We start from the raw sequence: 19,255 nt of genomic DNA, 5'->3' as shown, positions 1-19,255 counted from the left end.
TTTGGGCGCATAAAATCGGTATCGGCAGCGTTTTTGCTGCCGGTGCCCTGACGCAGGGGTTGCTGTGCAGACACTGACCTATGCAATCTGGGGGCAAGCGGCTAGGTAAGCCGTGTATTCCTTACAGGAGCCTACATCTTGTCCCGTCCCGTTATTGGTATCATTGGCAACTCTCACCTGATCAACGACAGCTATTTGGTCCAGGCGGCAGGTGATATGAACATGCAAGCCGTGCGCGAGGTTTGCGATGCGCTGCCGCTGATTGTGCCCGCTGACCCCGACATGGTTGATATTAACGATCTGCTATGTGCCTGCGATGGTTTCATCTTTCCGGGCGGGCGGCCCAATGTGCATCCCGAAGAATACGGCGAAGACGCAACCCCAGCCCATGGTGATTTCGACAGAGGCCGCGACCGCGTAGCCCTGCCGCTGATCCGCGCTTGCGTGGCGGCGGCTGTGCCGATCCTTGGCATTTGCCGGGGCTTTCAGGAAATCAACGTCGCCTTTGGCGGGTCACTCTATCCCGAAATCCGCGATCTGCCGGGGCGGGATAATCACCGCATGCCGCCTGACGGAACGATCGAGGAAAAGTTTGCCATGCGGCACACCATCACCTTTACCGATGGCGGCGTATTCCACCGCCTGATGGGCAAGCGCGAGGTGATGACGAATTCGCTGCACGGGCAGGGGATCAAGGTCGCGGGACCCCGTGTCGTGATCGATGGCACCGCCCCTGATTCGACACCAGAGGCGATCCATATCGCCGACGCGCCCGGCTTTGCGCTGGGCGTTCAGTGGCATCCCGAATATCAGGCTGGCCTTGATATGGTGTCGCGTCCGCTGTTCGAGGCGTTCGGCCAAGCCGCTGCCGCTCATGCCGCTGGCAAGCGCGCGCCAATGCGTAAATCCGCCTGATTCCAAACGTTTACTTGGCTACAGAATCCAAACGCCCGGTGTGCTGGCAGGCACACCGGGCGGGATACGCGCCGCACCGTCATCAAGCAGACTGACGGGGCGCACATGTGCCTGCGGGCGTTACACCCGCAGCAGCTCTGCCTCGTGCCGTTTCAGGCAGCGCCGGGCAGTATCGCCGTAATGTGTCACGTCAGAGCGTAATTGCGGGAAAATTGCAAACAGCTCTTCACGGGCGGCGTCATGGATGGCGTCCATGCCCAGCGATCCAGGGTGGAAGCTTTCGGTGGCCGCACCCTCTGCAAAGACGATTTCGTGCTGGTCGAACATCATGTGGATATAGGTGACCTCCTGGCCCTCGTCGCGGGTGACGGCCAAGTTGTCCACCAGATGCTTAGCGGGGACCAAGACTTCGGTTTCGCCAAACAGCAGCTCTGCGCGGTAGCCTTGGAACAGCATCCGGTGTTGAGGCGACACGATCAAGTCACGCTCTTGCCCGATGATGACACCGGGGCGGATGCGCACGGGGGCAAAGCGGCCCTGCGCCGATACGGTGCGCGACTGGATCCAGCGGATCGGCTGAAGCCCGTGGTCGCGGGTCATCACCAGATCACCAACCTGCAGGGTCGCGATATCGCGCGCGCCCATTGGGGTGGCGATCAGCGTGCCGGGGGTGAAGCAGATGATGTTTTCGATATTGTCAAAGGTCAGCAGGCTGCCGTCGTCAAGCTGCACTGTGCCAGAGGTTTTCGCCTCGTTCGAATAGATGAGCGTGGACAGATCCGCGCCCGTGCCCAGCTGCAACGTATCGCCCACGGTGCCGTTCGCGCCGCCGTCGATATAGATGTTAGCCGGATCGCCGTCGGGATCGGTGGTCAGGACAAAGGTGTCGTCGCCCCCCGTGCTGGCAGCGGGTTCGTCACCGGAAACGGTATCGCCGCGGCCAAAGGTGACCGTGTCATTGCCAGCGCCGCCATAGATGGTGTCAGCACCCGCGCCGCCGTCGATGATGTCATCATCGTCGCCTGCGTCAATGACATCGTTGCCAGCGCCACCAAAGAGTGTGTCGCTGCCCGTGTCACCCCAGATATGATCGTTACCGTCGCCGCCATAAACAATGTCGTCGCCAGTCCCGGCGTTGAAAAAGTCGTTGCCTGCACCGCCATAGATCGAGTCGTTGCCAGCGCCGGTGATGATGACGCTCAGGTCGTTATCAAGGCTACCATAGACTGTGTCGTCGCCGCTGCCGGTCACGATGTCTTCGACTTCGCTAAAGGTCGCGGTATCGGTGCCGTTGGTGATCGTGCCGGACTCGGTGCCCGTGATGTTGACAGTCACGTTCTGCGTCAGACCAGAGCCATCGATGCGGTCAAAGTCAAAGCCACTGGCGTCTTCGCCGCCGACAATGGTGTCGTTGCCGAAGTCATCGCCAATGGTGAAGGTATCGGTGCCGGTGCCGCCATCAAGCGTATCGTCACCGGTACCGCCAGCCAAAATGTCATCGCCAGCTTCGCCATACAGCGTGTCATTGCCAGCGCCGCCGTCCAGCGTGTCATTGCCGTTGCCGCCATAGACTTCGTCGTCGCCATTGCCTGCGATGACAGTGTCGTTGCCGTCGCCTGCGATGATCAGGTCGTCGTTGCCGGTGTCGCCGGACAGGATGGCGTCGTTTGTATCAACGCGGTCACCGTCGGTGTCGCCGATATAGGTGTTGTCGATCAGGTCGTCGCCAGCGGTGCCGGTGACGGTGCCGTCGGACATCGGGATGCCAATAGCGTTCAGGTAGAACGGGTTGGCGGCGTCAGTGGGGGACACGCCTGACAGCAGGACGGTTTCGCCGTTCGGAAAGCTGAGCAGCGCATTGCCATTGCCGTCATCGCTGACGACGACGTCGTTGACATTGACCGGATCGCCGCCTGCGTCGTGCAGGTCGCTGACATCCAACTGGTCGCGGCCTGTGAAGCTGCCGTCAGGGTTGGTGATCGGTGCTTCGAACGCCGAGACGATATCGTTGCCGCTGCCGTCTTGCAGGACGACGGTGTCGATCGCGCCATCATCAAGGCCCAGATCAAGCGTGTCGTTGCCTGCGCCCGCGTTAATACGGTCCGCGCCAGCGCCGCTTAGGATCGTGTCGTCGCCGGTGCTGCCGGTGATGGTGTCCGCGCCGCTGCCGGTGATGACGGTTTCAATTTCGCTAAAGGTCGCGGTGTTGACGCCGTCGGTCAGGGTGCCAGCCTCTGGGCCGGACAGGGTGACGGTCAGGTTTTCGGTCAGCGCGCTGGCATCCAGCACGTCGCCTGACGTCTCGCCCGCTTCGCCGCCGGTGATGGTGTCGTTGCCGAAACCGCCGAACAGTTTGAACACGTCGTCGCCCGCGCCAAGGTCGACAACGTCGTCGCCTTCGCCGCCAAAGACCGTGTCGTTGCCAGAGCCGAGGAAGAAATTCTCGATCTGGTCGAAGGTGACGATGTTATTGTTGTCAGGATCGGCGTCCGCAAAGCTGGCGGTATCGGTCAGCGTGCCCCGCTCTGGTCCGGACAGGTCAAGGACCAGATCAGCCGTGACAGCGCTGGCGTCCAGCACGTCGCCGGTGACTTCGCCGTCTTCGCCGCCGTAGATGAAGTCATCGCTCCAGTCGTCGGCCACGACAAAGGTGTCATCGCCCGATCCGCCAAAGATATCATCCCAGCCGCCGCCGCCAACAAAGGTGTCGTTCGAACCTGCGCCGCCAAGATCGTAGATCTTATCATAGCCGTCGCCGCCATAAACGGTACTGCCGGTGGTCGATCCATTGGCGGTTTCGATGGTGTCGTCGCCGTCGCCGCCATACAGCTCGTCGCCTTCGGTGTAGACCTCGTTATCCAGGACAGAGCCGCCCCCGATAAAGTCGTCGCCCGCGCCGCCATAGATCGTGTCGGTGCCTGCGTCGCCGGATACAGTGTCGTTGCCGTCGCCTGCATAGACGGTATCATTGCCCGCGCCTGCGACGATCAGGTCGTCATTGCCTGCGGTATCTGGCAGAATCGCGTCGTTGTTATCGACTGTATCGCCGTCGCCATCTGTATAGCCTGCGCCGATAATATCGTCGCCAGCGGTGCCGCTTACTGTACCATCTGGCATCGGGATCCCCATCGCGTTCAAAAAGAATTCGTTACTTGCATCTGCGGGGCTGATGCCTTGCAGGGTCAGGCTTTCGCCGTTTGGAAAGCTAAGGACCGCATTCCCTGCGCCGTCGTCGCTGATGATGACGTCGCGCGTGTTGACCGGATCGCCGCCTGCATCAAACAGGGCGGTGACGTCCAACTGGTCGTGGCCGACAAAGCCGCCAAACCCGTCAGAGGTCGGCGCTTCGAAGCCGGACACAAGGTCGTCGCCAAAGCCGTCCTGCAGGATCAGCGTATCGACGGCGTTGTCGCCAGCGCCCACGTCGATGGTGTCGTTGCCAGCGCCTGCGTTGATGACGTCTGCGCCTGCGCCGCTGGCGATGGTTTGATCGCCCGCGCCTGCGGTGATGGTGTCATCGCCGCTGCCGGTCGCGATACGTTCGATCTGGGTGAATTTCGTGGTGCCATCGGCATTGTTCAGAACGCCTGCCTCGGTCCCGGTGAAGGTCACGGTGGTATTCGCGGTCAGGCCCGATCCATCCAGCAGATCGCCTGCGGACTCGCCGGTTTCGCCGCCGGTGACTTCGTCATCGCCCGTGCTGATGACAAAGCTGTCGTCGCCCGCGCCGCCATACAGCACGTCATTGCCGCTGCCGCCGTTCAGGGTGTCGTTGCCGGCCTCGCCGTAAATTGTATCGTTGCCAGCGCCGCCCGACAGGGTGTCGTTCCCGGTGCCGCCATAGACGCGGTCATTCCCTTCGCCAGCCAGCACCGAGTCGTTGCCTGCGCCAGCCTCGATCAGGTCGTCGTTGGCTGCATCGCCTGCAAGGATCGCATCGTTGCCATCCACGCGGTCGCCGTCGCGGTCTGTGTAGCCGGGGGCGATGACGTCATCGCCAGCGGTGCCGCTGACGGTACCGTCGGACATGGGAATACCGATGGCGGTCAAGAACTGCTCGTTCGCGGCAACCGTTGGGGATACGCCTTGCAGCACGACTGCTTCGCCATTGGGGAAGGTCAGGACCGCGTTGCCGTTGCCGTCATCGCTGACGATAACGTCGCGGGTGTTGACCGGATCGCCGATGGCGTCGTGCAGGTTGGTGACGTCCAGCTTGTCGATCGACGTGTAGGTGCCGTCTGGATTGGCGACGACGGTATCCATCGCAGTGATGGTGTCGCGGCCAGAGCCGTCGCGCAGCACCAGCACGTCGGCTGCGCCGTCGTTGCCAAGGCTGATCGTGTCATTGCCTGCGCCGCCCTCGACCCGGTCGGCGCCGGTGCCCGCGGTGATCGTGTCGTTGCCGCTGCCGCCGATGATGCTGTCGTTGCCCGCGCCGGTGTCGACGTTGATGCCGGTGGTGGCCGCGCTGGCGTTCACTGTGTCAGCGTTGGCGGTCGTCACCACACGCTCGATCTGGGAAAACGTCGCGGTAGCGCCCGTGGTGCCAAAGGTGGCGGTGCCAGCCTCTGCCCCGGTGTAGGTGACATTGACGCCAGCGGTAGCGGTTGCGTTGGTCAGGTTCAGCGTGTCGATATCGCCGTTGCCAACGTCTTCGCCGCCGATGACGATGTTCTGGTTGTGATCGTCGGCCACGTTAAACACGTCGCTGCCGGTGCCGCCGTCCAGTGTGTCAGAGCCTGCGCCCCCGGACAGCGTGTCATCGCCAGCGCCGCCCAGCAGCGTGTCGTTGCCCGCGTCGCCGAACAGGACGTCGCTTTCAACGCCGCCTTCGATGTAATCATTGCCCGCGCCGCCGAACAACGTATCGGTGCCAACGCCGCCATACAGACTGTCGTTGCCTTCACCGCCGTAGAGCGTGTCGTTGCCGTCGTCGCCGTTCATCACGTCGTTACCGATGCCGCCGGACAGGGTGTCATTGCCCGCGCCGCCCAGCAGGGAGTCGTCGCCCGCGTCGCCGTTCAGGATATCGTTGCCCGCACCGCCGTCGAGGTAATCGTTACCTTCGCCGCCATAAAGAGTGTCATTGCCGTCGCCGCCAAACAGGCGGTCTGTGCCATCATCGCCGAACAGCGTATCGTTGCCCGGATCGCCGTTCAGCACGTCATTACCAAGGCCGCCGGACAGGGTGTCATTGCCAGCGCCGCCAAACAACGTGTCGTCGCCTGCGTCGCCGCTGAGGCTGTCTTCGCCAAGGCCGCCGTCTAGGTAGTCGTTGCCGTTGCCGCCGAACAAGATGTCCTCTGCGTCGCCGCCATACAGGCTGTCGGTGCCGTCACCGCCATAAAGCGTGTCGTTGCCCGCATCGCCGTTCAGCACATCATTGCCAAGACCGCCCGTCAGCGTGTCCGCGCCGTTGCCACCGTTCAGTGTGTCGTTGCCAGCGCCGCCATCAAGCGCGTCGTTGCCTTCACCGCCATACAGGCTGTCGGTGCCGTTGCCGCCATACAGAAAATCGTTGCCGTCAGCGCCGTTCAGGATGTCGTTGCCATCGTCGCCATAAAGCGTGTCGACGCCCAAGCCGCCAGAGATGCTGTCATTGCCGCCGCCGCCAAAGATCAGGTCGTCGCCGGTGCCGCCGTCGATGGTATCGTCGCCCGCCGTTGGCACGATCGAGGTGTAGCGCATGTCGCTAATCCACAGCGCTTGCCCAACAGTGCCGGCGTTGGAATAGACGATCTGAATGCTGGCAACGGGGCCTGCAATCGTGACGCCAACTGCGCCATCCGCTGTATTTGCGCTGTCGCTGGTGGACCCTGCGGTGATCGTGCTGCCAGACACCGTATCGTTGCCGTAGGGGGTGAATGTGACCGGGACAGCGTTGCCGTTGGCGTCAAAGGCCAGCACGGTTACAACGTCTTGCCAGCCGCCTGTGTCGATGTCGTTGATCACAAACTGCACGTTCGACACAGAGTCGGACACACCGCTGGCGGGGTCTGCGGAAAAGTCGATTGTGGCCGTCACGTTGGGACCAGCGTCGCCCGTCAGATACAGCGAAGAGTTGGTGGCAAGGCCGGTCGTGCCTGCATAAGTTGTCGTGCTTGATGTCTCGATCGCGGTATTACCGCCGTCGTTCTGAAACGAGACAGAGACGTGAATATTGCCGGTGTCCTGCGTAAAGCCGTTCAGCACATTGGTGCCGGCCGCGCCTTGGCCAATCCAGCTAAGCGTTTCTGTCGTGGCGGTCGCCGTGGCGACATCGTCGCCATAGATCACGTCATTGCCGTCGCCGCCCAGAATGCTGTCGTTGCCAGCCTCGCCGTAGATGGTGTCGTCACCTGCGCCTGCGTCGATGGTGTCGTTGCTGTCGCCGCCATAGATCCGGTCGTTGCCAGCGCCCGAAGTGATGCTGTCCCGGCCTGCGCCGCCAAAGATTGTGTCGGCACCGCTGCCCGCATAAAGGGTGTCGGCACCCGCGCCGCCGTAGCCGATGTTGTTACCTTCGCCCAAGGCGATGGTGTCGCTGCCAGACCCGCCGTAAACGGTATCATTGCCGAGGCCACCGTCGATACTGTCATTGCCCGTGCCGCCAAATAGCACGTCGGTCCCGTCGCCGCCGTAGATCGAGTCGTTACCCGCGCCGCCATAGATGGTGTCGTTGCCGGTGCCGCCATAAATGAAATCGTTGCCGCCGCCTGCTGTGATGGTGTCGTTGCCTGCGCCGCCATAAACGACGTCAGCGCCTTCGGTTCCCGCCAGGCTTGTGTCGTCCCCGGCGGTACCGGAATACACTCCGACATTGGGCGCGGTGACGACCGTGACCGCTGTCAGGTTCGTTGGAAACGGGGTGTTTGGCGCGAATTGCACATTGCCGTTGGTATCGACGTAATAGGTTCCGGATACCGTGACGAGCGTATTGCTGGTTGTGGTGCGGTACTGGACCGTACCGGTCCCTAAGGTCTGCGCGATGGTAAAGTTGCTGTATGCTGTTGCCCCGTCGCCGTTGTTCAGGCGGTTATCGGTTCCAATATTTAAAACAACACCATCAGTCATCATCGTCACAATCATATAGGGGCGGGTACCCGAAAAAGTGGGCATTCGCTCGTTTCTGATCGGTAGCAATAACGGGATGGGGCGGCGGCAATTCGCCGTTCAAGTGGCCTTAGCAAGGCAGGCGGGGCCATTTTAAGGCAAACCGGTCGGATTAAGGCGCAAATGGGGCGGGGTTTGGCGAAAAGCCGCAGATTTGCCGCAAATTTTAGGACAGATTTTCGAATTTTGCCTGGGCCAAAATATCCGGTAAAACGCGTTTGAATTTAAAGAAACCGGCCGTGGCGCTGGGCCATGCCAGTTGATCAATCGGGCGCATTTGCTGGGATAGGGCGATGCCCTGCGCGGCGAGCGCCTCTTTTAATCCGGCCAGCATATCTGCCGCTGGCCCAGTGGGGACGTGGTGCATGACCACCTGTTCCAGCTGCGCAGCGCTGGCCCAATCCACCACCGTCTGCGTGTCTGTGCAGGCGGTGACGGGTCCCAAACGCCCCGCCAGCCGTGTGGTGCAATCGGTAATCGCGGCGCGGCTAAACTGCGTGACCCGGTCCGACACCAGCAGATGAGAGCGCGCGGCGCTGGCCTGCAAAGTGGCGGTTGTGACCGGCAAAAGGACGCGATCCAGCAGGGGATCGGGATACAGGGTTTCGTCTGTCAGCAGCAGGCCGCTGCGGCGCGAGGGGGCAAACGGATCGCTCACGGGGCAGGGGCGCGGGGCAGGCAAGGGCGGGCCGTCCAAGGCCGGCGCGACCTGTGCTAGGTCGCGCGGATTGAACCGACCATCGGTGTAGCGCGCAATATTTTCAGCCGTCGCCACATAGGTTTTGCCCTGCGTATGCAGCCCCCCAACCCAGCGCCACGACAATGTGTTGGACGCGGCGTCGCCGTCCAGCAGATGCCGTAAAAATAAATCCGCCCCCAGCGTCCACGGCAGCCCCAATGTGAAAATCCAGATCGAGGCGAACCACATGCGCGCGTGATTATGCAAATAGCCCGTCTGCGCCAGCTCTGCCGCCCAATGGTCGAAACAGGCGATGCCGGTCTGCCCAGTGCAGGCTTGCTCCCACCGCTGGCGCAGGCCGCTTTGGGTTTGCACATCGTTCCACGCGGCCTGTCGTTCGGCCTTGTAGGCGGTCCAAATGCCGGGGCGCAGTTCCAGCCAGCCTTTGAAATAAAGCCGCCAAGCGACCTCTGTGACAAATTTTTCCGGCAAATCCGGGCCGTGATGACGCACTGCAGCCGTGATCACCTCTGTCTCGGTCAGCAGACCGTGGCGCAGCCAAGGCGACAAGCGGCTGACGTTCGTGTGGCCGCCAGTGTCGAAATTGCGCGTGCGTGCGTAATCCCCTGCGGCGCGGGGTGCGAAATCGTCAAGCTGGGCAAGCCCAGCGGCGCGGGATGGGGCGAATTGGATCATGATTTCAAAGCTAGAGCGCAGCCGCGCCCGCGCCACTGCGACAGTTTGGCGAGGGCATTTTTTGTGTGAAATACCGGGTTTGGTAAACGAAGCGTTTACTCGCGTATGCGAAGACAAAGCCAACCGCCCTTGAAGCCCTGCGCAGGGGTGCATAGACTTAGGCGAACACGCACGGACGCGCCAACTAGACGTCCAGAACCAGAGGCATTGCTATGCAAGATCCCGTCGAAACCTACATGAACCTTGTGCCGATGGTGGTCGAACAGACCTCTCGCGGGGAACGTGCTTATGATATTTTCAGCCGTCTGCTGAAAGAACGCATCATTTTCGTGAACGGCCCCGTCCATGATGGCATGAGCCAGCTGGTCGTCGCCCAGTTGCTGCACCTTGAATCGGAAAACCCGAAGAAAGAAATCAGCATGTACATCAACTCTCCGGGCGGGTCCGTCGTCGCCGGGATGAGCATTTATGACACCATGCAGTACATCCGCCCCAAGGTGTCGACGCTGGTCTGCGGTCTTGCCGCATCCATGGGGTCGGTCATCGCTATCGGCGGCGAAAAGGGCATGCGGTTTTCCCTGCCCAACGCTGAATTTCTGGTGCACCAGCCATCCGGCGGCGCACAAGGCACGGCAGAGGATATCCTGATCCGCGCCCGCAACATCGAAGCCACGCGCGAGCGGATGTATAAACTCTATGTTAAGCATTCGGGCCAGTCGCTGGCCAAAGTGCAAAAGGCGCTGGACCGCGATAAGTGGATGACCCCCGAAGAGGCGCTGGAGTGGGGCCATATCGACGAAATCGTCACCAAGCGCGACACAGGCGAGGACGAATAAACCCGTCCTGACCGCGCCGCGCGCCAGATCGCATACACCCTGATGCGTTTTTGGCGTTGTGGCCACATCGGCGCTGTCCTAGTCTGCATGACCAAGGACAGCGCGACACCAAAACGGCCTTTGGCCAAAGGACACGAGTAATGGCAAGCACCACCGGCAGCGACAGCAAAAACACGCTATACTGCAGCTTTTGCGGCAAAAGCCAGCATGAGGTGCGCAAACTGATCGCGGGCCCCACCGTGTTCATCTGCGACGAATGCGTCGAACTTTGCATGGATATTATCCGCGAAGAAACGAAATCCGCGACTTTGAAATCCGGTGAAGGCGTGCCGACACCGCGCGACATCTGCAACGTGCTGGACGATTATGTCATCGGCCAGATGCATGCAAAACGCGTGTTGTCCGTCGCCGTCCACAACCACTATAAGCGGTTGAATAACAGCGATAAATCCGACATCGAACTGGCGAAATCCAACATCATGCTGATCGGCCCCACGGGCTGCGGCAAGACGCTGTTGGCACAGACGCTGGCGCGGATTCTGGACGTGCCGTTCACGATGGCCGACGCGACCACCCTGACCGAAGCCGGTTACGTGGGCGAAGACGTCGAAAACATCATCCTCAAGCTGTTGCAGGCGTCTGAATACAACGTGGAACGCGCGCAGCGCGGAATCGTGTATATCGACGAGGTCGATAAGATCACCCGCAAGTCCGACAACCCGTCCATCACCCGCGACGTGTCGGGCGAAGGCGTGCAGCAGGCCTTGCTGAAAATCATGGAAGGCACCGTCGCTTCTGTGCCGCCGCAGGGCGGGCGCAAACATCCGCAGCAGGAATTCCTGCAGGTCGACACGACGAACATTCTGTTCATCTGTGGCGGCGCGTTTGCCGGTCTGGACAAGATCATTGCCCAGCGTAGCAAGGGGTCCGGCATGGGCTTTGGTGCCAATGTCAAAGGCCCGGACGAGCGCGGCGTCGGCGAGATTTTCACCGAGCTGGAGCCAGAAGACCTGCTGAAATTCGGCCTGATCCCGGAATTCGTTGGGCGCCTGCCGGTCATCGCGACTCTGACCGATCTTGACGAAGACGCGCTGATCACCATCCTGACCGCGCCGAAAAACGCGCTGGTTAAGCAGTACCAGCGCCTGTTCGACATCGAGAATACCAAGCTGACCTTTACCGATGATGCGCTGAAAGCGATCGCAAAGCGTGCGATTGAACGCAAAACCGGTGCCCGCGGTCTGCGGTCCATCATGGAAGACATCCTGCTGGACACGATGTTCGACCTGCCGGGCATGGACACAGTGACCGAAGTCGTCGTCAACGAGGAAGCCGTCGGTCCCGACGCCAGCCCGCTGATGATCCACGACGACGGCAAGAAGAAAGAGAAAGAAACCGCCAGCGCGTAAGCGATGCTGGGGTTTTCGAAACGGACATGGGTGGCCCTCGCAGTTGCGGGGGCCATTTTGATGTTTCCGTACCAGTTGTTCTTTGGTGCCTTCGTTTTGGTAGCATGGGCGTGGTCCACAATATCGATGACCTGGGAAAATCCACGTTTCGCGAGCCGCTTTTTCGCCGAACTCTTGCCGGATGCGCCGGTTGTCGCGTCGATGGTAAATGGTGATGGATTCTTTGCTGGCTACGGTTGCATGTATGCCATCGTGCGGCTGGGACCAAACGCGCCTGCGACGCCACCGGAGCGGCGCGAGCCTCCCTTGGATTGGTACTACGTCTGGGACCGGGGCTGGCACCCGACACCGGCGGCGCCTGACGACCGTGTTCTCTCGATCATATCGAATTGCGCTGATGAATGGCCGGACGGACTTGCAGCGGAATTGAGGGCGGGGCTGCTGACGGATGGCAATTATTACGCCAGTGATGCGCGTGCGTGGCCCGAGAATCTGTCAGTCTATGCACCAACTGTCGGCCTAGCCGCCTACATCAGATACGGAGACTGACTTATGACCGTCACCCACATTTCTACCGGGTCGCCGTTCGAGGAAAAGATCGGCTATTCCCGCGCTGTCGTCGCGGATGGCTGGGTCTTCGTCGCAGGCACGACGGGCTATGACTACGCCAGCATGACGATGCCGATTGATGTGACGGATCAGTGCCGCAATGCGCTGGCCACCATCGCCGATGCGCTAGGGCAGGCGGGGGCGTCGCTGGATGACGTGGTGCGCGTGAATTATATCCTGCCAGACGGGGACGACTGGGAGCCATGCTGGCCGATCGTCTCGGATGCCTTTGCCCGCGCGCGCCCGGCAGCGACGATGATCCGGGCGGGCTTGCAGACGCCCGAAATGAAGATCGAAATAGAGGTCACAGCGCGCTTGCCATAAGCGGTGCCTCTGGACCTTTGTGCCCGATTGGGGCATGACAACACCTAAGCAACCGGAGACGATGATGGGCCTTGTTCAGAAAATCGCACGCGTTTTCACCTGGTGGGATGGTCAGACCTTTGCCACCCAGTTCTGGACGTGGCGCAAGGGCGAAAAAGTGGGCGAAGATGCAGAAGGTAATCTGTATTATCGCAACGCCGATGACAGCCGTCGCTGGGTGATTTTCAAAGGCGAGATCGAGGCGACCAAAATCGCGCCCGAATGGCACGGATGGCTGCACCGGACGTGGGATGAAACCCCGACCGAACGCCCGCTTGTCCATAAAGTTTGGGAGCAGCCGCATCAGGAAAACCTGACCGGCACCGCGCTGGCCTATGCACCCAAGGGATCGCTGCGCAGCGCGTCCCCTGCAGACCGCACCGATTACGAGGCATGGTCCCCGGAATGATCCGCGCCGCCCTTTTGTGCGTCTTGCTGCTGCCGGGCAGCGCGTTTGCCCAGTCGGCCTTGTCCCGCAACGGCGGTGATTTGCGCGTCTTGGACAAGGTGACAGGTCAACTGTTCGACCTGTCTGTGGGTGTTGGGCAAAACGAAAAAGTTGGTTTTTTAAACATCGTTATGAACGACTGCCGGGTCCCGTCTGACAACCCGAATGGCGACGCCTATGCGGAACTTGTCGTGACCTATCGCGACGATCCGGCGCCGGTGTTCAGCGGTTGGATGATCGCGTCTGCCCCGGCGTTGAACGCCATGGACCACCCGCGTTACGACGTGTGGGTGATGGACTGCGCCAGCTGATCCAGATCTATGGTGCCTGCGGGACCAAAATCTGCAACCTTCGTTAAGGCATTGGCAAGGCGGTCCTCGTAGGCTGCGCGCGGGATTTCGATACCGCCCAGGGACGCCAGATGCGGCGTGATGAACTGCGTATCAAACAGGGTAAAGCCCTGCTGCTGCAAACGATCTATGGCGCAGACCAGCGCCACTTTTGATGCGTCAGTGACAGTCGAAAACATGCTTTCGCCAAAGAACGCCGTTCCCACCGTGACGCCGTAGACGCCGCCGACCAAGGCGTCACCTTGCCAAACCTCGATGGAATGGGCGTCGCCCTGCGCGTGGAGCGCTTGGTATACATCATAAATTGGCGGGTTGATCCACGTTTCTGGCCGGGCGGCGCAGCCCTGCACGACCTGCGCAAAGGCCCGGTCAGCGCTGGCCGTCAGGTGGCCACGCCGCAAGGTTTTGCGCAAAGATCGAGAGATATGGAAGCTGTCCAGCGGCAGGATGCCGCGAAAGCGGGGCTGGACCCAGAACACGTCTTGCGTGTCCCGGGTCTCTGCCATGGGGAAAAGACCTTGCTGATAGGCCTGCAACAGCAGGTCTGGCGTCAGCATCCCCGTCATTTCCCTAGCCCAGGTGGGTTTCGAGCCAGTGTTCCAGCCAGTGGATGTTGTAGTTGCCGGACTGAACGTCAGGCTCTTGCAGCAAGGCATGGAACAGCGGAATCGTGGTGTCGACACCGTCGACAATCAGCTCGCCAAGTGCGCGGGCCAAGCGGGCCAGTGCTTCTGGGCGGTCGCGGCCATGCACGATCAGCTTGCCGATCAAGCTGTCGTAGTAGGGCGGGATCCGGTAGCCGTCATAAAGCGCCGAATCCATCCGCACGCCAAGCCCGCCGGGGGCGTGGTACTGCGTGATCGTGCCGGGGCAGGGGGTGAAGTTCGGCAGCTTTTCAGCGTTGATCCGCACTTCGATGCTGTGACCATTGATCTTAAGATCGTCCTGCGTGAACGACATCGGCAAGCCCGCGGCGACGCGAATCTGTTCGCGCACCAGATCGATGCCAAAGATATTCTCTGTCACCGGGTGTTCGACCTGCAAACGGGTGTTCATTTCGATGAAATAGAACTCGTCGTTTTCAAACAGGAATTCGATCGTGCCAGCGCCGATATAGTTAATCGCAGCCACGGCGTCGGCACAGACCTTACCGATGCGCGCCCGCAGTTCTGGCGTGATCGAGGGGCCGGGGGCCTCTTCGAGCACTTTTTGGTGGCGCCGCTGCAGCGAGCAATCCCGCTCGCCCAAGTGGACGGCGTTACCTTTACCATCACCAAAGACCTGAATCTCGATGTGGCGGGGCGTGGTCAGATATTTCTCGATATAGACTTCATCGTTGCCGAAAGCGGCTTTTGATTCGGCCCGGGCAGAGTGGAAGGCTTTTTCCATGTCAGCAGCGGTTTGCGCCACTTTCATGCCGCGCCCGCCGCCGCCAGCGGTGGCCTTGATGATGACCGGATAGCCGATTTCTTCGCCGACGCGCTGCGCGTCTTTGAGCGTTGGCACACCGCCGTCAGAGCCGGGCACGCAGGGCACGCCGAGCTTTTTCATTGTGTCCTTGGCGGTGATCTTGTCGCCCATCATGCGGATGTGTTCGGCTGTGGGGCCGATGAAGGTCAGACTGTGATCTTCCACGACCTGCACGAAGGCCGCGTTTTCCGACAAAAAGCCGTATCCGGGGTGGATCGCCTGCGCGCCGGTGATTTCACAGGCCGCAATGATGGACGGAAAGTTCAGATAGGATTGCGCAGAGGACGGCGGGCCGATGCAGACGGCTTCGTCGGCCATGCGCACGTGCATCGCGTCAGCGTCGGCAGTGGAGTGCACAGCGACGGATTTGACGCCCATTTCGCGGGCGGCGCGGACGACACGCAGGGCGATTTCGCCCCGGTTCGCGATCAGGATTTTGTCGAACATGACAGTAATCCTATTCAATAATCATCAAGGGAGCGCCGAATTCCACCGGACCGCCATCCTCGACCAGGATACGCTTTACGGTGCCCGCGCGGGGCGCAGGAATGTGGTTCATCGTCTTCATGGCTTCGATGATCAGAAGGGTGTCGCCTTCTTTGACCTGCGTGCCTGTCGCGACGAATGCTGCGGCACCCGGCTCTGCGGCCATGTAAACAGTGCCGACCATTGGCGATGTCACAGCGCCGGGATGCGACGCCGGATCTGCCGGCATTGATGCCGCCGGGGCTGCCATTGGGGCGCTTGTCATCGGTGCCGGAGCACCGGCGACCATAGCCTGCTGCGGCTGCGGTGCCATCTGCACGTGGCGGCTGACGCGCACGTTCAGGCTGTCGTTTTCAGCGTAGTCCCGCTTCACTTGCAGTTCGGTTAAATCGTTTGCGCGAAGCAGTTCTGCCAGTGCCTGAATAAAGCTGACGTCGCTGTCCTGAGAGGTCTTGTTGCCCATGTGTGTCCCGGTCATTGCTCTTGTTACTACCAGTTGTGCGCCGCTGACGGCCGCACGATTGGCGAACTTATAGGGCAAGTGACGCAAGGTGAAAAGCGCTTGCAGGCGATTCGCTAAGTGCAGGCCTATTCCGCGGTTTCAGAACTGTCTTTGATCGCCGCAATTTCGGCTGGGTTTACTGTGTCGTCATTGCTGCCTGCCTTTGTTTTTAGCGGGTTTGTGACCGCTTCCTCAGCATCATTATCCGCAGGAGTGGCGGCTTGTTCGTCCGTCTCTGCCTCAGGCTCTTGTGATTTGGGACCATGCGGCAACATCGTGACGCCGTAGGGTTTTAGAACCCGGTCGATGGGGCTGACGGTGTCTGCGGGGGATGACAGTTTTGCCTGCACAACGGCCGCGGTTTGTGCGCTATTGGCGGGGATGGGCAGTGGGATATTAGGCTGCGGGTTGCGCACCATTGCGGCGACGTCTGCGGTGGGGCGTACGTCTGCGCGGGCCACAGGGGGCGGGGCAGATTGGGGGGCCGCGACTGAAGAAGTTAAGATTTCCATAATGGCGCTCCTTTCAGGTCCGCCGGTTTAATATCCCCTTAATATGCTGTGGCCCGGTTACGAAGACGTAAACCGGGCCACAATTATATCGGAAATCCAAAGCGATGGTTAACGTGCGCGCTTAAATCGCCAAATATTCGGCGCGCAGTTGTTCGTTCTCTAGCACTTCTTTGGCAGAGCCGTTGAAGACCACCGAGCCAGTATCCAAAATGACGGCACGGTCCGCCAATTTGAGCGCGGCGACGGCGTTTTGTTCGACGATAACCGTCGTAATGCCCTGATCACGAATGATTTTAAGCGTCTTTGCAATTTCTTGGACGATGACAGGGGCCAGGCCCTCGTAGGGTTCGTCCAGCAGCAAAACCTTAATGTCGCGGGCAAGGGCGCGGGCGATGGCCAGCATTTGCTGCTCGCCGCCTGACAGGGTGACGCCCTCTTGCTTGCGGCGCTCTTTGAGGCGCGGAAACAGCTCGTAGATCCGCTCTAGCGACCAGCCAATCGGCGGGGCGATTTGGGCAAGTTGTAGATTCTCTTCAACGGTGAGGCCCGCGATGATGCAGCGATCTTCTGGGACGAGGGCGATTCCCGCCCCAGCGGCCTGATGGCTTTTCATCAAGTGCAGTGGCTGGTGGTCTAGCCAGATTTCGCCGTGCTTCAGCTCTGGATTGCCCAGCCGCGCGATGGTGCGCAGGGTGGACGTTTTGCCAGCGCCGTTGCGGCCAAGAAGGGCAAGGATTTCGCCCTCTCGGATATCAAAGCTGACGTTTTGAACGATGTAGCTTTCGCCGTAATACGCCTCGATTTCCCAAACGCTCAGGAAGGGGCGGTCGACGGCGGCGTTGTTTTTCTGCGGGTCAAATGGTGCGGTCATGTCATGTCCTTTGCGGATGCCAAATTTTGTTCGAAAATTTGGTTAGATCTGCGTTTCGCCCAAATAGGCTTCGCGCACCTTGGGATCGGTTTTGATCTGGTCGGGGCTGCCTTCGACAAGCGGGGTGCCCTGCGCCAGAACGGTGATGCGGTCGGCGAGCGAGAACACGACCTGCATGTCGTGTTCGATAATCGCCATCGTGATCCCGCGCTTCGTGCGGATGTCTTTGAGCAGTGCGATCGTGTTTTCCGTATCGGCGCGGGCCATGCCTGCCGTGGGCTCGTCCAGCAGCATGAGGCGCGGCTCTTGCACAAGACACATCGCCATCTCCAGCCGCCGCTTGTCGCCGCGTGACAGGCTGGATGCGATCTCATGCGCTTTGGACAGCATGTTGACCTCTTCCAGCATCGCCTCTGCCTGCGCGGTGATGGCCCGTTCGTGCCGCACGGGTTCGATGGCATGCATGCGGAATGCGCCGTCACGTTTGGCAAAGCAGGGGATCAGCACGTTTTCCATGACCGTCAGATCAGAGAAAATCTCTGGCGTCTGGAACACGCGGCTGATGCCCATCTGCGCAATCTCGAACGGTTTGCGCCCCAGCACGGATTGGCCGTCGAACATGACTGACCCCGAGTCCGGGATCAGTTTGCCGACCAGCACGTTCAGCAGGGTTGATTTGCCTGCGCCGTTCGGGCCGATGATGGCGTGGACGGTGTTTTCTGCGATGGACAGGTTCACGTCGCCCAGTGCCTGCAGACCGCCGAAGCGCTTGTTGACGCCTTTGACTTCAAGGATTCCCATAAGATCGTTTCCTTATTCTGCAGATTTCTGGCGGGCGGCATCGCGATCTGCTGCCGTGACCGTGCCGGATTTGCGGTTGAACAGTGCAGCCAGACGCTGGCCACCTTGTACAAGGCCACCGGGCAAGAAGATGACAACGACCATGAACAGCAGGCCCAGTGTCAGATGCCAGCCTTCGCCAACAAACGGGTGGACCAGCCAGATCAGGCCATTTTCAATCGGGTCGGGCAGGGCACCAAACCACTGGTGCAGCACGTTCTCGTTGATCTTGGAGACGATGTTTTCCAGATACTTGATCACGCCAGAGCCGACAATCGGGCCAATCAGGGTGCCGACACCGCCAAGGATAGCCATGACGACGATTTCGCCTGATGCGGTCCAGTACATCCGTTCTGCACCGGTCAGCGGGTCCATCGCGGCCAGCAGTCCGCCAGCTAAACCTGCATACATGCCAGAGATGATGAACGCCCAGAGCATGTAAGGCTTTGTGTTCAGGCCGGTGTAGTTCATCCGTGTCTGGTTCGATTTGATCGCCCGCAGCATCATGCCAAAGGGCGAGCGGAAGATGCGGATCGACAGATAGAAGGCGGCGATCAGCATCAGCGCGCAGAGGTAGTAGCCAACCTCGAAGGTGAAGGCCCAGCCGCCCATGTTCAAAGTGGTAGAGGAGGCCATCGGCAGACCAAAGAAGTGCGGCGCAGAAGGCGCGCCAGCACCGGCCAGGATTTGCGGGTCAGACGCGTAGACCTGCAAACCGGTTTCGCCGTTCGTCAGAGGCGTCAGCACCGAATAGGCTAGCGCATAGGACATCTGCGCAAAGGCCAGCGTCAGGATAGAGAAGTAGATGCCAGAGCGCCGCAAGCTGACGTAGCCGATGACGATGGAAAACAGGCCCGCGACGATAACGCTGAGCAGGATGGCCGGGACGATGTTGTAGGACAGCAGCTTGAACATCCAGACGGCGGCGTAGGATCCGACACCCAGAAAGGCTGCGTGACCGAAGGAGAGATAGCCCGTCAGGCCGAACAGAATGTTAAAGCCGATCACAAGGATGCCGAAGATGGCGAACCGTTGCAGCAGTGCAGGATAGCCTGCGTTGAAAGATTGCCCCAGCGACGAGCTGACGGGGAAGGGGTTCAGGATGATAGGTGCAAGCAGCGTCAGGGCGACGACGACCAGCAGCAGGGTAAAGTCTTTGCGTGTCAGACCTAACATG

Annotated in this window: 16 protein-coding genes; 7 read left to right on the top strand and 9 right to left on the bottom strand. The window is 60.5% G+C overall.

Annotated elements, in window-relative coordinates:
• The first annotated feature begins 138 nt into the window (after window positions 1-138).
• On the top strand, window positions 139-915 hold the full coding sequence (locus BM131_RS01060; RefSeq protein ID WP_090184326.1) for a gamma-glutamyl-gamma-aminobutyrate hydrolase family protein: 777 nt from the start codon (window positions 139-141) through the stop codon (window positions 913-915).
• A gap of 120 nt (window positions 916-1,035) precedes the next feature.
• Here BM131_RS01060 and BM131_RS01055 read toward each other — a convergent pair whose 3' ends face one another.
• Together BM131_RS01055 and BM131_RS01050 are read right to left on the bottom strand one after the other, a co-directional pair.
• The gene (locus BM131_RS01055; RefSeq protein WP_090184323.1) at window positions 1,036-8,013 is read right to left on the bottom strand and encodes a Hint domain-containing protein; all 6,978 of its coding nucleotides are present in this window, start codon (window positions 8,011-8,013) and stop codon (window positions 1,036-1,038) included.
• 160 nt (window positions 8,014-8,173) lie between these two features.
• Window positions 8,174-9,382, bottom strand: coding sequence for an FAD-binding domain-containing protein (locus BM131_RS01050; RefSeq protein ID WP_090184614.1), 1,209 nt, complete (start codon window positions 9,380-9,382; stop codon window positions 8,174-8,176).
• Window positions 9,383-9,594: 212 nt separating this feature from the next.
• On the opposite strand from BM131_RS01050, the gene BM131_RS01045 reads away from it, so the two are divergent.
• The 6 genes from BM131_RS01045 (at window position 9,595) to BM131_RS01020 (ending at window position 13,358) form a co-directional block, all read left to right on the top strand.
• Window positions 9,595-10,218 (top strand): ATP-dependent Clp protease proteolytic subunit, encoded by a 624-nt coding sequence (locus BM131_RS01045; protein ID WP_090184319.1) that lies wholly within the window; start codon window positions 9,595-9,597, stop codon window positions 10,216-10,218.
• A gap of 140 nt (window positions 10,219-10,358) precedes the next feature.
• Complete coding sequence (clpX, locus tag BM131_RS01040) at window positions 10,359-11,627, top strand: ATP-dependent Clp protease ATP-binding subunit ClpX (protein WP_090184315.1); 1,269 nt, start codon at window positions 10,359-10,361, stop codon at window positions 11,625-11,627.
• A gap of 30 nt (window positions 11,628-11,657) precedes the next feature.
• Entirely contained in the window at window positions 11,658-12,176 is a 519-nt protein-coding gene (locus tag BM131_RS01035; RefSeq protein WP_139222566.1) for a hypothetical protein, read from the top strand.
• A gap of 3 nt (window positions 12,177-12,179) precedes the next feature.
• The gene (locus tag BM131_RS01030) at window positions 12,180-12,560 is read left to right on the top strand and encodes a RidA family protein (protein WP_090184310.1); all 381 of its coding nucleotides are present in this window, start codon (window positions 12,180-12,182) and stop codon (window positions 12,558-12,560) included.
• A 64-nt stretch (window positions 12,561-12,624) separates the two neighbouring features.
• Window positions 12,625-13,008 (top strand): NADH:ubiquinone oxidoreductase subunit NDUFA12, encoded by a 384-nt coding sequence (locus tag BM131_RS01025; protein ID WP_090184307.1) that lies wholly within the window; start codon window positions 12,625-12,627, stop codon window positions 13,006-13,008.
• On the top strand, window positions 13,005-13,358 hold the full coding sequence (locus BM131_RS01020) for a DUF2155 domain-containing protein (protein ID WP_090184305.1): 354 nt from the start codon (window positions 13,005-13,007) through the stop codon (window positions 13,356-13,358). The genes BM131_RS01025 and BM131_RS01020 overlap by 4 nt, the downstream gene beginning before the upstream one ends.
• On the opposite strand, the gene aat is transcribed toward BM131_RS01020, so the two are convergent.
• The 7 genes from aat to BM131_RS00985 form a co-directional block, all read right to left on the bottom strand.
• On the bottom strand, window positions 13,325-13,963 hold the full coding sequence (gene aat / locus BM131_RS01015) for a leucyl/phenylalanyl-tRNA--protein transferase (protein ID WP_090184302.1): 639 nt from the start codon (window positions 13,961-13,963) through the stop codon (window positions 13,325-13,327). The genes BM131_RS01020 and aat overlap by 34 nt on opposite strands.
• 4 nt (window positions 13,964-13,967) lie before the next feature.
• On the bottom strand, window positions 13,968-15,314 hold the full coding sequence (accC, locus tag BM131_RS01010) for an acetyl-CoA carboxylase biotin carboxylase subunit (RefSeq protein WP_090184299.1): 1,347 nt from the start codon (window positions 15,312-15,314) through the stop codon (window positions 13,968-13,970).
• A gap of 10 nt (window positions 15,315-15,324) precedes the next feature.
• Window positions 15,325-15,816, bottom strand: a complete 492-nt coding sequence (gene accB / locus BM131_RS01005; RefSeq protein WP_090184296.1) for an acetyl-CoA carboxylase biotin carboxyl carrier protein — start codon at window positions 15,814-15,816, stop codon at window positions 15,325-15,327.
• 125 nt (window positions 15,817-15,941) lie between these two features.
• The gene (locus BM131_RS01000; RefSeq protein WP_090184294.1) at window positions 15,942-16,367 is read right to left on the bottom strand and encodes a hypothetical protein; all 426 of its coding nucleotides are present in this window, start codon (window positions 16,365-16,367) and stop codon (window positions 15,942-15,944) included.
• Between the two features lie 121 nt (window positions 16,368-16,488).
• A complete protein-coding gene (locus tag BM131_RS00995) occupies window positions 16,489-17,238 on the bottom strand; it encodes an ABC transporter ATP-binding protein (protein ID WP_090184291.1) in 750 nt (249 codons plus the stop codon).
• Window positions 17,239-17,280: 42 nt separating this feature from the next.
• Window positions 17,281-18,039: an ABC transporter ATP-binding protein gene (locus BM131_RS00990; RefSeq protein ID WP_090184289.1), complete on the bottom strand. Its 759-nt coding sequence runs from the start codon at window positions 18,037-18,039 to the stop codon at window positions 17,281-17,283.
• A gap of 12 nt (window positions 18,040-18,051) precedes the next feature.
• Window positions 18,052-19,254, bottom strand: a complete 1,203-nt coding sequence (locus tag BM131_RS00985; protein ID WP_090184285.1) for a branched-chain amino acid ABC transporter permease — start codon at window positions 19,252-19,254, stop codon at window positions 18,052-18,054.
• Window position 19,255: the final 1 nt, after the last annotated feature.

Source organism: Loktanella salsilacus, from assembly GCF_900114485.1.
Classification (GTDB): Bacteria; Pseudomonadota; Alphaproteobacteria; order Rhodobacterales; family Rhodobacteraceae; genus Loktanella; species Loktanella salsilacus.
This window is presented reverse-complemented; position numbering and strand designations above follow the sequence as displayed.

Bases quoted from the DNA above. Each gene is read 5' to 3' on its own strand.
- BM131_RS01055 (WP_090184323.1), bottom strand. From the start codon at position 8,013: ATGCCCACTTTTTCGGGTACCCGCCCCTATATGATTGTGACGATGATG.
- BM131_RS01050 (WP_090184614.1), bottom strand. From the start codon at position 9,382: ATGATCCAATTCGCCCCATCCCGCGCCGCTGGGCTTGCCCAGCTTGAC.
- BM131_RS01045 (WP_090184319.1), top strand. From the start codon at position 9,595: ATGCAAGATCCCGTCGAAACCTACATGAACCTTGTGCCGATGGTGGTC.
- clpX (WP_090184315.1), top strand. From the start codon at position 10,359: ATGGCAAGCACCACCGGCAGCGACAGCAAAAACACGCTATACTGCAGC.
- BM131_RS01030 (WP_090184310.1), top strand. From the start codon at position 12,180: ATGACCGTCACCCACATTTCTACCGGGTCGCCGTTCGAGGAAAAGATC.
- BM131_RS01025 (WP_090184307.1), top strand. From the start codon at position 12,625: ATGGGCCTTGTTCAGAAAATCGCACGCGTTTTCACCTGGTGGGATGGT.
- BM131_RS01020 (WP_090184305.1), top strand. From the start codon at position 13,005: ATGATCCGCGCCGCCCTTTTGTGCGTCTTGCTGCTGCCGGGCAGCGCG.
- aat (WP_090184302.1), bottom strand. From the start codon at position 13,963: ATGACGGGGATGCTGACGCCAGACCTGCTGTTGCAGGCCTATCAGCAA.
- accC (WP_090184299.1), bottom strand. From the start codon at position 15,314: ATGTTCGACAAAATCCTGATCGCGAACCGGGGCGAAATCGCCCTGCGT.
- accB (WP_090184296.1), bottom strand. From the start codon at position 15,816: ATGGGCAACAAGACCTCTCAGGACAGCGACGTCAGCTTTATTCAGGCA.
- BM131_RS01000 (WP_090184294.1), bottom strand. From the start codon at position 16,367: ATGGAAATCTTAACTTCTTCAGTCGCGGCCCCCCAATCTGCCCCGCCC.
- BM131_RS00995 (WP_090184291.1), bottom strand. From the start codon at position 17,238: ATGACCGCACCATTTGACCCGCAGAAAAACAACGCCGCCGTCGACCGC.
- BM131_RS00990 (WP_090184289.1), bottom strand. From the start codon at position 18,039: ATGGGAATCCTTGAAGTCAAAGGCGTCAACAAGCGCTTCGGCGGTCTG.
- BM131_RS00985 (WP_090184285.1), bottom strand. From the start codon at position 19,254: ATGTTAGGTCTGACACGCAAAGACTTTACCCTGCTGCTGGTCGTCGTC.